Source organism: Brenneria rubrifaciens, assembly GCF_005484945.1.
GTDB classification, from domain to species: Bacteria; Pseudomonadota; Gammaproteobacteria; order Enterobacterales; family Enterobacteriaceae; genus Brenneria; species Brenneria rubrifaciens.
On record NZ_CP034035.1, the window covers coordinates 3,620,904 to 3,635,191 of the forward strand.

Here is a 14,288-nt window from a genome sequence, read left to right on the forward strand (position 1 = left end):
TTTTGACTGCGAATCGGATGTCAATCAACAAGCTGATTAACGTGGACGGCGTAACAAAGCAAAACCTGCGCCCACTAAGGCACCGATCATTCCCCACATCACCATCAGAAAAGCGCGGCGCGGACTATCACGCTTCACCGGTTCTTCTGGCGTACGCAAGTAACGGTAGGTCTGGAAATCGGCGTCAAGTGTAGGCCCGACATTCAGAGTGGTCAGCATGGCGCGATTTTGATCGTACTCGAGATCATAGTGCGGCCCGCTGACTTGCAAAGACTCCAGACGTGCCTGCAACATTGGCCTTCCCAGTAAAAACATTTCTGATGCCGGCAGCTCATCCGTCGGCGTATCGGTCTGGCTACGGCTTATGCCTTGCTGCTGGGCGATTTTCAGCGCCTGTTCGACGCTACGGATTTCACGTTCATAAATCGCCCTGGCGACGGCTTCCTGCCGCTTGATCTGCGACTTGATAAAAATGGTTCTGGCCGCCCATGCGCCCATGATCTCTTCATTCAAGTGGCCCGCCGCATGTTGACTGGCAAACGCCACATACTGACGAAGTAATGTATTGGCATCGGCGGGCGTTTCCGCGACCAGCTTCACCGTATCAAGGATTTTTTTAGCCTCATCACGCGGCGTAAACTGAATATTATTCACCAACTCATCCAGCAGCGCGGCATCAGCCTTCACGTCCCCTTCCTGACGCTGTTTGTAATAGTCGGTCTGCAACCAGAAATCCCGGCGGGTGTCATATGCCGCCAGTTGCATGATGAACTCATTATAAACATCGGCGGAAATAGAAGGCTGTTCCGATTGCGGGACAGAAAAGGCTTTCGCATCCAGATTGCGCAGAAACTGCTGCTGCGAATAGTACCCGCCTAACATCGTTACCGTCGGTTTATCGGTAATCGCCATCGCACTCCACGCCTGTTTTACCAAGTAGGAATAGAGTAAAGCCGTCGCGCCAAACAGCAACGCAACAGCGATGATCCAAAGCTTACCGCGCCACAGCGCGCGAGCTAAGCTGCGAATGTCCAACTCATTATCGACTAACGTATCCATGGTAGACAGGTTCTCTGATTTCATTACTTCCCCAACGTTATTTGGTCAAGGTAACAGCTTCTGCTCATCGGTATGCCGCATGCGGCGTTTGATTCGCTTAATAAAACGCGCGACTCGCCATGCGCGTTTCAGGCAGTAGCCATAGAGCAAAAACACTAGCAAGAATAATGCCAACATAGTCCATTCTGGAACAAAAGAGAGATATTCTCCAAGTACGCCGATCGCCGCCAGTAGTGCTGCTGCTAATGTAATCAATACAAAAGCCTGCCGGGACGTAAAGCCCGCCCGCATCATTAAATGATGAATATGCTGGCGGTCGGGAGAAAACGGGCTCATCCCCTTACGTAAGCGGCGATACATAATCGCAATCATATCAATGAGAGGGATCGCGATAATCCATAATGCGGTAACTGGATTGATCGGATGCTGGTTACCTTGTGTGGTCTGAATCAGTATCCAAATCGCCGTGAAACCGATCATCGTGCTCCCGGCATCGCCCATGAACACCTTGAAGCGTTTACCGAAAACGCCGAGATTCAGTAGAATGTAGGGTAGCGTAGCGGCGATCATGGCAAAGCACCACAGTGCCAGATTCATATGGCCGTTCAGATAGAGCAATATCCCCATCGCACCAAACGAGACGCTGGATAATCCGCCCAATAATCCGTCAATCCCGTCGACCATGTTGAAGGCATTTATTGCGGCCCAGACCGCAAACAGCGTGAACAGATAACTAAAAGGCCCCAGTCCCATTTGCCACGGCCCCAAAATGTTTCCCAGATTATGTAAGGAGAGTCCTGCGAATCCCATCATGATGGCCGCGACGCATGCCTGCACGACAGCTCGGATCTTCACGCTGATATCAAAACGGTCGTCCAGCGCGCCGACAAACACCAGCACACCGGCGCAAAACAGGTAAAGTCGGAAATTGGGAATGTAGAAATCGGTGATCAGAAAGGTAAAGCAAATCCCGGCGTACACGGAAATTCCGCCAACCAAAGGAATTACTCCCCGGTGCCGTTTACGGTAGTTCGGGCGATCGACAAGCCCTATCTTTTTCGCCACCTGGCGAGCAAAAAACAGGAAGCCCAGAGAAAACAGGAAAATGATTAATAATTCGATACTCATAATGAGTAAATTCACCGTTCACAGCTCGCTGTGGCTGCTTAATATATGCTCGGTTTACGCCTTGAATACTACCAATCGCAATGATACTTCTCCATTCAGCAAGGCAACATCACATCGACTCATCATACTTCAAGCTGCATATGCGTTGTTCAAAACGACAACGTGTTGTCCTGCAACTCGAATAGGATAAGCCTGCCTCCTGGCGGTCAGCATAGTCTAAAAGAACGCAGTTTATTACCTTAAATGGTTCAAATAACGCCCCATTTACCGGTACAGATATAAAAAACGCCACGACCCTGCGTGGCGTTCCCCGAGTTCATCTGTGCTTTACGAACGCTTCATCATATCGAAGAATTCATCGTTAGTTTTGGTCATCGCCAACTTGTTAATCAAGAACTCCATCGCGTCAATCTCACCCATCGGGTGAATGATCTTGCGCAGAATCCACATTTTCTGAAGTTCTTCAGACGTGGTAAGCAATTCTTCTTTACGCGTACCGGACCGGTTGTAATCGATAGCCGGGAATACACGTTTTTCAGCAATTTTACGCGCGAGATGCAGCTCCATGTTACCGGTGCCTTTAAACTCTTCGTAAATCACTTCGTCCATTTTCGATCCGGTATCAACCAGTGCGGTGGCAATGATCGTTAAACTACCGCCTTCTTCAACGTTTCGGGCGGCGCCAAAGAAGCGTTTTGGACGATGCAGGGCGTTGGCGTCCACACCACCGGTCAATACTTTACCGGAAGCAGGCACCACAGTGTTATATGCACGCGCCAGACGTGTGATGGAATCCAGCAGAATGATGACGTCTTTTTTATGTTCAACCAGACGCTTCGCTTTTTCGATGACCATTTCGGCAACCTGAACATGGCGGGAAGCCGGTTCATCAAAGGTAGAAGCAACGACTTCTCCTTTGACCAGACGCTGCATCTCGGTCACTTCTTCCGGGCGCTCGTCAATCAACAGCACCATCAGCACACAGTCAGGATGGTTGTAGGCAATGCTTTGTGCGATGTTTTGCAGCAGCATTGTTTTACCCGCTTTCGGCGGAGCTACGATCAGACCACGCTGACCGCGGCCGATAGGCGCTGCCAAATCCAGTACGCGGGCCGTCAAATCTTCTGTGGATCCATTACCCCGCTCCATACGCAGGCGGGAATTCGCGTGCAGGGGAGTAAGGTTTTCAAACAGGATTTTACTGCGGGCGTTTTCTGGTTTGTCGTAATTGACTTCGTTAACTTTCAGCAGGGCAAAATAGCGTTCGCCTTCTTTCGGCGGGCGAATTTTTCCTGAAATGGTGTCACCAGTACGAAGGTTAAAACGGCGGATTTGGCTGGGGGAAACATAGATATCATCAGGACCGGCAAGGTAGGAACTGTCTGCTGAACGGAGGAAGCCGAAGCCATCCTGCAATATCTCCAGCACACCGTCGCCGAAAATATCCTCGCCACTTTTCGCGTGTTGCTTGAGAATGGCAAAAATAATATCCTGCTTGCGCATGCGAGCGAGGTTTTCCAGTCCCATATTTTCGCCAAGAGTAATCAACTCAGAAACTGGCGTATTCTTTAATTCGGTAAGATTCATAGTGGTGGGTTCTTAAACTCGGGGTAAATCTCGAACTATTAACGTGAATGGTATGGCAGGGTCATCCGTGCCTCTATAATAACCTTCAACCACCGAACCCCCGTTTTGTTGCGTTCTTAACGCATGCAGAGTCTGCGCAAAACGACAGCAAGGGATCGAAGATACTAAAACCAATTATTTTAAAACTATTAGATTGCCCAAACCAGTAACAAACGTTTTTGTAAATCAATGACTTTCCGGTTTTGGCACAGAATAATACTTTAGATTCAAACTTTCAGGTTTAAGCTTAAGGGCTCAAACGTAGGTAAGTACGATATGCAGTATTGATGAATCTAACACGCTTCCTGATGGGCGGCAAGCGGTCAATAGAGAATTACTCATGTTGGCTGCCACCCTCAGGAATGGAAATACAAGACGAATTACAGGTTGGCGGTCAGGAACTCTTTCAATTGTCCTTTAGACAGCGCACCCACTTTGGTCGCCGCCACTTCGCCATTCTTAAACAACAGCAGAGTAGGAATACCACGAATACCGTATTTCGGCGCAGTCGCCGGATTCTCATCAATATTGAGCTTGGCAACCGTCAGTTTATCGTAGAACTCTTCTGCAATTTCATCCAGAATTGGAGCGATCATTTTACAGGGACCACACCACTCAGCCCAGAAATCAACCAGGGTTACGCCCTCAGCCTGCAATACTTTCGTATCGAAACAGTCATCGGTCAGGTGAATAATTTTATCGCTCATGTTTTACTCCACAGGATTATCTTTACCTTGTTGGTGTAGCATTAACCAACAACAAGGTTGACTTTATTTCACCGGATACGCTTTCGTAAAGCAATAGTTAGCTGATATTCTATCACACTATGAGCAAAACACACTTAACAGAACAGAAGTTTTCCGACTTCGCCCTGCACCCGCTGGTTATCGAAGCTCTTGAAAGTAAAGGGTTTCATAACTGTACACCTATTCAGGCGTTAGCATTGCCGCTGGCTTTGTCAGGGCGTGATGTAGCAGGTCAGGCGCAAACCGGTACTGGCAAGACGCTGGCTTTTCTCGCGTCTACTTTCCATTATTTGCTTTCGCATCCTGCAAACGCAGAGCGTCAGATCAATCAGCCGCGTGCTTTAATCATGGCGCCGACGCGTGAATTAGCCGTGCAAATTCACTCTGACGCAGAAGCCCTTTCTCGCCTGACAGGATTGAAACTTGGTCTGGCTTATGGCGGCGATGGCTACGACAAACAGCTTAAGGTACTGGAAAGCGGCGTCGATATTCTGGTTGGCACTACAGGCCGCCTAATCGACTACGTCAAACAGAATCATATTAATCTGGGCGCAATTCAGGTCGTGATTCTGGATGAAGCTGATCGCATGTACGACCTCGGCTTTATCAAAGATATCCGCTGGCTGTTCCGTCGCATGCCGCCGGTAACCCAGCGACTAAACATGCTTTTTTCCGCGACGCTTTCCTATCGCGTACGTGAACTCGCTTTTGAACAAATGAATAACGCCGAGTCTGTGGAAGTCGAACCAGATCAAAAGACCGGCCACCGCATCAAAGAAGAGCTATTTTATCCGTCTAATGAAGAAAAAATGCGCCTGCTCCAGACGCTGCTCGAGGAAGAGTGGCCGGATCGCTGCATTATTTTCGCCAATACCAAACACCGCTGTGAGGATATCTGGGGCCACTTGGCCGCCGACGGCCACCGCGTCGGTCTGTTGACGGGTGACGTGGCGCAGAAAAAACGCCTGCGTATTCTGGATGAATTCACCAACGGCAATCTGGACATTCTGGTTGCGACTGACGTAGCGGCACGCGGGCTGCATATTCCGTCAGTCACGCATGTCTTCAACTACGATCTGCCGGATGATTGTGAAGACTATGTCCACCGTATCGGCCGTACCGGTCGCGCAGGCCAAAGCGGTTTCTCCATCAGTTTGGCCTGTGAAGAATACGCGCTGAATCTGCCCGCTATCGAAACCTACATTGGTCACGGTATTCCGGTCAGCAAATACAACAGCGATGCACTACTTACCGATTTACCGGCGCCCAAGCGCTTAACGCGCCCGACACGTAACAATCACGGCCCGCGCAGAAATAACGCTTCGCGCCGCAGCGGAGCGCCCCGTAACAATCGTAAACGGCCGGGTTGATCGCGAATGCTAAGCGCCTCTTCACTTTATGCAGCTATCGATCTCGGTTCCAACAGCTTTCATATGCTGGTGGTCCGGGAAGCCGCAGGCAGCATTCAGACGCTGGCAAAGATAAAACGGAAAGTACGTCTTGCCGCAGGATTGGATAATCAGAATCGGTTATCGCAGGAGGCGATGCAGCGAGGCTGGCAGTGTCTGCAACTGTTCTCAGAACGATTGCAGGATATCCCGCGGGAACAGGTACGCATCGTCGCCACCGCCACGTTACGGCAGGCCACCAACGCCGACGAATTTTTGCGACAGGCCCAACAAATTCTGGGATTACCGGTTCAGGTTATCAGCGGTGAAGAAGAAGCCCGGCTGATTTATCAGGGTGTTGCCCACACCACGGGTGGACCGGATCAGCGTTTGGTGGTGGATATCGGCGGTGGCAGTACGGAATTGGCAACCGGCTTGGGCGCCAAAACAACCAGGCTCATCAGCTTGCCCATGGGCTGCGTGACCTGGCTTGAGCGTTATTTTAGCGATCGTAATCTGGAAGCAGGAAATTTTGAGCGTGCTGAACAGGCGGCTCGAAAAATGCTGCGTCCGGTTGCGGCTTCATTGCGCGAACAGGGCTGGCAAATCTGCGTCGGCGCATCGGGTACGGTACAGGCCCTGCAAGAGATTATGGTCGCGCAGGGGATGGACGAATACATCACGCTGGCGAAACTCCAGCAGCTAAAACAGCATGCGATCCAGTGCGACAAACTGGAAGAGCTTGAAATTGAAGGTCTGACGCTGGAAAGAGCCTTGGTTTTCCCCAGCGGGCTGGCGATCCTGCTGGCCATATTTCAGGAACTCGGCATAAAAACCATGACGCTGGCCGGCGGCGCGCTACGCGAGGGCCTGGTGTATGGCATGCTGCATCTACCGATTGAGCAGGACATCCGCCACCGGACTCTGCATAATCTGCAACGCCGCTATTTGCTGGATATTGAACAGGCCGAGCGGGTGAGTTCGCTGGCCGATAACTTCCTGCAACAAGTGGCGCGCGACTGGCAGTTGGACAATCGATGTCGTGAGCTACTGCAAAGCGCCTGTCTGGTTCACGAAATCGGTCTGAGTATTGATTTCCGCCAATCCTGCCAACATGCGGCCTATCTCATCCGCAACAGCGATCTTCCCGGTTTTACCCCGGCGCAAAAAAAACTGCTGGCCACGCTGTTACAAAATCAAAGCAACCATGTCGACCTGATACCGCTTAGTCAGCAAAATGCGCTGCCGGTTGCAGAGGCCCAGCGTCTGTGCCGCCTGCTGCGTCTGGCGATTATTTTCGCCAGCCGCCGTCGAGACGACACGCTCCCCGCGGTGCGTCTGCGCGCAGAAGGTGAAGTTTTACGGGTCGTTCTGCCGGCGGGATGGATGGCGCAACACCCGTTGCGGACAGAAGCTCTGGAGCAGGAAAGCCGCTGGCAGAGCTATGTCCACTGGCCGCTTATGCTGGAAGAAGGCCCTCGCTGATCGAGGTGTTGAAGCCTTTAAACAAGGGAACGCTACTCCCCTTTGGCTTTCGCCAACTGTGCACGGATGCTGGCCAGATGACTTTGTCCTTTCTGCATCCGTTCCTGAGCGCTGACCACCTTGCGCTCAGTCTCCCAAATCAAATCATCCTGCGGTAGCTCAAGCAGGAAACGGCTGGGTTCGGGACGCACCAGTTCCCCGTATTGACGCCGCTCTTTGCACAGGGTAAATATCAGTTCGCGCCGGGCACGGGTAATACCGACATACGCCAGCCGCCGCTCTTCATCGACATTGTCTTCATCGATGCTGCTTTGATGCGGTAACAGCCCTTCTTCCATACCGATCAGAAACACATAGGGAAATTCCAGGCCTTTCGAGGCGTGCAGCGTCATTAACTGTACCTGATCCAGTTCTTCATCATTTTCCCCTCGTTCCATCATATCCCGCAGGGTGAAGCGTGTGACGACCTGCGTCAGCGTCATCGGCTCATCCAGATCTGAACCTTCGAGCATTTCCGTCATCCAGCTAAAAAGCTGATTCACGTTTTTCATCCGCATTTCTGCGGCTTTGGGACTGGGCGAGGTTTCATACAGCCAGCTTTCATAATCCAGCCCGTGGATCAGATCGCGAACCGCCGCCACCGGTTCTCGATCGGCCAGACGGGAAATGTCCGCCAGCCACTCAGTAAACCGTTGCAGGGACTCCAGCCCGCGCCTGGTCAGTGACTGCCCCAACCCCAGGTCAAAGCTGGCGTTAAACAGGCTTTTGTTGCGCTGATTTGCCCACTCTCCAAGCTTCTTCAACGTCGCCGGTCCAATCTCGCGTCTTGGCGTGTTGACGATACGCAAGAACGCGCTATCGTCATCCGGGTTGGTCAGAACGCGCAAATACGCCAGCAGATCCTTTATCTCGGGACGCGAGAAAAACGATGTGCCGCCAGAGATCCGGTAAGGGATACGATTCTGCATCAGCATTTTTTCAAATAGCCGGGATTGGTGATTACCGCGATACAAGATGGCATAGTCGCCATACTGGGTCTTTTTGATGAAATGGTGCGCAATCAGCTCGCCCACCACGCGTTCGGCTTCGTGATCCTCGTTATTGGCGGTAATCACTTTCAGCTCATCACCATATCCCAGCGCTGAAAACAGCTGTTTTTCAAAAACATGCGGATTGTTGGCAATCAGGATATTGGCGGCTTTCAGAATGCGGCCGGAAGAACGGTAGTTCTGCTCCAGCTTGATGACTTCGAGCGTTGGGAAATCCTGCTGCAACAGCGCCAGATTTTGCGGCCGGGCACCACGCCAGGAATAAATCGACTGGTCGTCATCGCCCACCACGGTAAACCGCGCCCGATTACCCACCAGCAATTTCACCAGTTCATATTGGCTGGTGTTGGTGTCCTGATATTCATCCACCAGCAAATAACGCAAGCGGTTCTGCCAGCGTTCCCGCACTTCATCATTACGTTTGAACAGCAGCGTCGGCAACAGGATCAGATCGTCAAAATCCAGTACATTACAGGCGCGCAGATGGTCGTGGTACAGCGAATAGCAGTGGGCGAACAGCTTATCGCGCTCGGAACTCGCCGTTACCGCCGCGCCGGAGGGATCGACAAGATCGTTTTTCCAGTTTGAGATCGTCGACGTTAACTGCTGCAACAGCGTTTTGTCGTTTTCCAGCCACTGCTCGGTCAACTCTTTCAGCAATGCCATCTGGTCCTGATCGTCAAACAGAGAGAAATTGGCTTTCATACCTAGCGCCGCGTACTCGCGCTTGATGATCTCCAGCCCCAACGTATGAAAGGTTGCAATCATCAGCCCGCGGGTTTCCTTACGCCCCAGCGTTTGCGATACCCGCTCTTTCATCTCACGCGCCGCTTTGTTGGTGAAGGTTACGGCGGCGATGTGCCGGGCCTGATACCCGCACTGACGAATCAAATGCGCAATTTTATTGGTGATAACGCGAGTCTTGCCCGTACCCGCCCCCGCCAACACCAGACAAGGGCCGGTAACAAATTCGACAGCGTGTTGTTGGCTGGGGTTTAAACGCATAACGATATTGCTCACTCATCAAACGGAAAGGGATTGTAGCAGAAAGCAGAATCAATCTTGAGCGGGGAATGATCATCGCGGAAAGCACGCCGCAATCCACATCTGACGTTGCAGATGTTACATTGCGTACAGGAATCTCTCTCTCTTAAATAGGTAACGACATGGCAAATACCGCAGCAGCACTGCACATCCTGGTGGATACCGAGCAGCAGGCTAATGATATTCTGGCGCAGTTGGAGCAGGGCGCCGACTTTCAGAAACTGGCGCAACAATATTCCACCTGCCCGTCAAAACGTAACGGCGGCGATTTGGGCGAATTTCGCAAAGGCGACATGGTGCCCGCCTTCGATAAAACGGTCTTTTCCTGCGAGTTACTGAAGCCCGTCGGCCCGGTGAAAACCCAGTTTGGCTATCACCTGATTAAAGTGCTGTACCGTAACTGACCCAGTTTCCCCTTTCCCGCAAAGGAAAGGGGACAATCTTCCCACGGGGTTAGCCAATCGTCATCAGGCTGGCGTTGCCCCCTGCGGCGGCGGTGTTAATACTCAGCGAACGTTCATACAATAGCCGCTCCAGCAAGATATGGGTTTCACCGCGGTTCAAGCCCTGTAAGGAAACGATCGGGCCTTGACGTTCGGCAAGCTGTTGGCTCAATTGGCGTAATTGATCCGCATCGCCATGATAGATTACCGCATCAAATCGCCGATCGTCTTGCCGCCAGTCCTGGCTGAACTGAATACGTGATTGAACGACATCCGGCAAACGGCGATACAGCGCTTGCAGGAACATCGTCTCCTCCCATAGCACATGTCCTCCCGTTGCCAGCACCGCGGCCAGTTGAATCAGCGCATCCTCATCGTTATCCGCCAGGCACAACACGCGCTCACGCGGCGTCAACGTATAGGTGTTGCGTTCTCCGGTCGGCCCCGGCAGCAGACGCGTTGTGCCGCCCAATCCTTGCACCGCATATTGCTGGCATATCACCGCCAAATCACGATGTTGCTCGGCAACGGCCCATTTTTCCAATGCCTGCAATGCTGTCAATAACGTCACTCGCGCGCTGTCATCCACCGGTTGCCCGCGATCCCGCCGAGCCAGTCCGTTCAGCACCGCGTCATCCGGTTTGTATGACAACAGCCGGTAAAGATAGAGCGGCCCGCCCGCTTTCGGTCCAGTGCCGGACAAACCCTCGCCGCCAAACGGCTGAACGCCGACCACGGCGCCGACCATATTGCGATTGACGTACTGGTTGCCCACTCTGGCATGACGGGTTACGCGCGTGATGGTTTCATCAATGCGGGTGTGCAGGCCCAGCGTCAAACCATATCCTGCCGCATTAATCTGCTCGATCAGCGCATTGAGATGTTGGCTTTGATACCGCACGACGTGCAATACCGGGCCAAATATCTCCTTTTGCAGTTCGTCTACGCTTTCCAGCTCGATCAGCGTCGGTTTGACAAACGTTCCCCGTGCCCATTCCTGCTCATCCTGCGGCTGCGACTCTGCCTGAAACACCTTGCGGCCTTTCGAGCGCATCGTCTGAATATGGCGTTCAATGGCGTTTTTCGCATCCGTATCAATCAGCGGACCGATATCGGTGGTTAAGCGCTCCGGGTTCCCCATTCGGCATTCGGCCATCGCACCGCGCAGCATTTGCAGCGTATGATCCGCGATATCCTCCTGAACACACAGAATGCGCAACGCCGAGCAGCGCTGGCCGGCACTGTCGAAAGCGGAAGCGATCACATCGTTAACCACCTGCTCTGTCAGCGCGGAAGAATCGACGATCATGGCGTTCAGCCCGCCCGTTTCGGCAATCAGCGGCGTCAGTCGCCCCTGCGGGTCCAGCCGATCGGCGATACTGCGCTGCAACAAACTGGCGACGTCCGTCGATCCGGTGAACATGACGCCGCGTACCCGGTTGTCATTGACCAGTGCGGCCCCCACAGTGTCTCCCTGCCCCGGCAACAGTTGCAGAACACCCGCCGGAATACCGGCTTCCAGCAGGATTTGCACGGACTGAGCGGCAATCAGCGGGGTCTGTTCGGCGGGCTTCGCCAAAACGCTGTTACCCGCCGCTAGCGCGGCCGCTATCTGCCCGGTAAAAATCGCCAGCGGGAAATTCCACGGACTGATACAGACCACCGGCCCCAGCGGTCGGTGTGAGTCATTCGCAAACTCCTCGTCTACCTGAGCGGCGTAATAGCGCAGGAAATCAACTGCCTCACGCACTTCGGCAATCGCATTCGCGAACGTTTTACCCGCTTCGCGAACCAATAATCCCAGCAGTTGCTGCAACTGGCTTTCCATCATATCAGCCGCGTTGTTCAGCACGGCCGCGCGCTCTGCCGGCGGCGTTGCAAACCAGATCGCCGCCGCGCCGACTGCCGCATCCAGCGCACCTGCAACGTCCCGTTCACTGGCTTCACGGACATATCCCACGATATCGCGGGAATCAGCAGGATTGCGCACCGGTTTTGCCGCTTGCGGTGAAGATTCAGCGTCAATAAGCGGCCCGGCGTACCACGGCTGCGCCGCGCCGGTTAGCAACGCGCTGGATAAGGAGGCAAGACGATGTTCATTGGACAGATCCAGCCCGCTGGAATTATAGCGTGAATCACCATACAGGCAGCGCGGCAGCGCAATACGGGGATGCGGCAAACCGATTCGCCCTTCCGATTCCGCCAGCATTTCCACATCGCTGACCGGGTCAGCCACCAGCTTCTCAAGCGGCAGGCTCATATCGGCAATGCGGTTCACAAAAGAGGTATTGGCGCCATTCTCCAGCAGACGGCGAACCAGATAGGCCAGTAGCGTTTCATGTGTTCCGACCGGCGCATAGATGCGGCACGGGCGATTCAGTTTTCCCTCGGCGACATTGCCCACCACCTGTTCATACAGGGGTTCACCCATGCCGTGCAGACACTGAAATTCGTATTGGCCGGGGTAGTAGTTATTCCCGGCCAGATGGTAAACCGCACTTAAGGTCTGTGCATTGTGGGTGGCGAACTGGGGATAAATCAGGTTGGGCGCCGCCAATAATTTACGCGCGCAAGCCAGATAGGAGACATCGGTGTAAACCTTGCGCGTATAGACCGGATAGCCTTCGAGTCCGTCGACCTGGGCACGTTTGATTTCGCTGTCCCAATAGGCGCCCTTCACCAGACGAATCATCAGACGCCGATGACTGCGCTGAGCCAGATCGATGATGGCGTCAATGACGAATGGGCAACGCTTCTGATAAGCCTGAATAACAAAGCCGATGCCGTTCCATCCGGCCAGTTGTGGCTCAAAGCAGAGTTTTTCCAGTAGATCGAGGGAAATCTCCAGCCGATCCGCCTCTTCCGCATCAATATTGATCCCAATGTCATACTGGCGCGCTTGTAATACCAGCGAAAGCAGACGCGGGTACAACTCTTCCATCACCCGCTCATATTGCGCCCGGCTATAGCGGGGATGCAGCGCGGACAGCTTGATGGAAATACCCGGTCCTTCATAAATGCCCCGTCCATTGGAGGCTTTCCCAATGGCATGAATGGATTGACTGTAAGACGCCAGATAAGCGGCGGCATCTTGCTCCGTCAGCGCCGCTTCCCCCAGCATGTCATAGGAGTAGCAGAATCCCTGCGCTTCCCGTTTGCCGGCATTGGCCAGCGCCTCAGCGATGGTTTCGCCGGTCACAAACTGCTCCCCCATCAGCCGCATCGCCATGTCCACGCCTTTACGAATCAACGGTTCACCGCTTTTGCCGACGATCCGGTTCAGCGAATGCGACAAGCTCGCCTCATTGTGCGTGGCAACCAGCTTACCGGTGATTAACAGTCCCCAGGTCGCCGCGTTTACAAACAGCGACGGGCTGTGTCCGAGATGCGCATGCCAGTCGCCCGCGCTGATTTTGTCGCGAATCAACGCATCACGCGTGGGTCTATCGGGAATGCGCAGCAATGCCTCGGCCAAACACATCAACGCCACGCCCTCCTGCGAAGAGAGGGAGAACTCCTGCAATAACCCCTGTACCATGCCGGCCCGACCAGTCGCCCCATTATGCCCGCGCAGGCGTTCCGCCAGACGATAAGCCATTTTCTGCGACAATTGCGCCATCTCGCCAGGAAGTTTCGCCTGTTCAAGCAACATTGGCACCAGTTCGGTTTCAGGACGACGGTAGGCGGAGGTGATGGCTGCTCGAATAACGGATTGGGGTTGTATCTGCTCCGCAAATTCAAGAAAAGGCTGATAAGTTCCTTCTTCCTGAAATTGCGGCGTAATCTCTTCCCCTTCAATGTTGCCGGGCATAACCGATTGCGGAATTTCAGGTGTGTCGATGCCACTTTCGAGACGTTCGAGATAGTTAAAAATAGCCTGTTTGATCAGCCAATGCGGCGTGCGATCGATTCGCTGTGCAGCGGCCTTGAGACGCTCGCGCGTTGCCTCGTCGAGTTTGACACCCATCGTAGTAAAACCCATTCTCTCCACTCCTTAGACAGAAAAGTACATTTAGTCCGCATCAATATTGATCATGTTGCAACTTTGTGCAACCTTGTTAGATCGGGACGTGAAAAAGTAAACAAACATTCAGCTATTTCAAGCGCGAAGGCTGGGTGCCCAGCAAGAGGGAAAGCGAGGATAAATCAACATAAAAAGGATAGCTTATATCATTTTAGCAGAGCACTTATCCGGTTTATTAGGAGATAAACGGTTTTAAAAATTAACATGGCATGGGAAATATGCAATTCCTATGTTAAAAAATATTGTTGATAAATCACTCACTCAATTAGGATAGCCTTCAGCCGCCTGAAATGAAA

The 14,288-nt window shown here is 52.9% G+C and carries 9 protein-coding genes; 3 read left to right on the plus strand and 6 right to left on the minus strand.

Annotated features, from left to right (window positions below; genetic code table 11):
- Window positions 1-36: 36 nt before the first annotated feature.
- The 4 genes from wzzE to trxA form a co-directional block, all read right to left on the minus strand.
- Entirely contained in the window at window positions 37-1,083 is a 1,047-nt protein-coding gene (gene wzzE, locus EH207_RS16145) for an ECA polysaccharide chain length modulation protein (RefSeq protein WP_137714906.1), read from the minus strand.
- 21 nt (window positions 1,084-1,104) lie between these two features.
- Window positions 1,105-2,187 carry a UDP-N-acetylglucosamine--undecaprenyl-phosphate N-acetylglucosaminephosphotransferase gene (gene wecA, locus EH207_RS16150; protein ID WP_175413699.1) on the minus strand — a complete coding sequence of 361 codons (1,083 nt, stop codon included), beginning with the start codon at window positions 2,185-2,187 and terminating at the stop codon, window positions 1,105-1,107.
- Window positions 2,188-2,514: 327 nt separating this feature from the next.
- The gene (gene rho, locus EH207_RS16155; RefSeq protein WP_109054855.1) at window positions 2,515-3,774 is read right to left on the minus strand and encodes a transcription termination factor Rho; all 1,260 of its coding nucleotides are present in this window, start codon (window positions 3,772-3,774) and stop codon (window positions 2,515-2,517) included.
- A 419-nt stretch (window positions 3,775-4,193) separates the two neighbouring features.
- Window positions 4,194-4,520: a thioredoxin TrxA gene (gene trxA / locus EH207_RS16160; RefSeq protein ID WP_137714908.1), complete on the minus strand. Its 327-nt coding sequence runs from the start codon at window positions 4,518-4,520 to the stop codon at window positions 4,194-4,196.
- A 119-nt stretch (window positions 4,521-4,639) separates the two neighbouring features.
- Between trxA and rhlB the strand changes: the two genes are divergently transcribed.
- Window positions 4,640-5,929, plus strand: a complete 1,290-nt coding sequence (gene rhlB, locus EH207_RS16165; protein ID WP_137714909.1) for an ATP-dependent RNA helicase RhlB — start codon at window positions 4,640-4,642, stop codon at window positions 5,927-5,929.
- Between the two features lie 6 nt (window positions 5,930-5,935).
- Window positions 5,936-7,432, plus strand: a complete 1,497-nt coding sequence (gene ppx, locus EH207_RS16170) for an exopolyphosphatase (RefSeq protein WP_137714910.1) — start codon at window positions 5,936-5,938, stop codon at window positions 7,430-7,432.
- A 32-nt stretch (window positions 7,433-7,464) separates the two neighbouring features.
- Here ppx and rep read toward each other — a convergent pair whose 3' ends face one another.
- The gene (gene rep, locus EH207_RS16175) at window positions 7,465-9,486 is read right to left on the minus strand and encodes a DNA helicase Rep (RefSeq protein ID WP_137714911.1); all 2,022 of its coding nucleotides are present in this window, start codon (window positions 9,484-9,486) and stop codon (window positions 7,465-7,467) included.
- Window positions 9,487-9,647: 161 nt separating this feature from the next.
- On the opposite strand from rep, the gene ppiC reads away from it, so the two are divergent.
- Window positions 9,648-9,929, plus strand: a complete 282-nt coding sequence (gene ppiC, locus EH207_RS16180) for a peptidylprolyl isomerase PpiC (protein ID WP_137714912.1) — start codon at window positions 9,648-9,650, stop codon at window positions 9,927-9,929.
- Between the two features lie 49 nt (window positions 9,930-9,978).
- On the opposite strand, the gene putA is transcribed toward ppiC, so the two are convergent.
- Entirely contained in the window at window positions 9,979-13,950 is a 3,972-nt protein-coding gene (gene putA / locus EH207_RS16185; RefSeq protein ID WP_137714913.1) for a trifunctional transcriptional regulator/proline dehydrogenase/L-glutamate gamma-semialdehyde dehydrogenase, read from the minus strand.
- Between the last annotated feature and the right edge of the window lie 338 nt (window positions 13,951-14,288).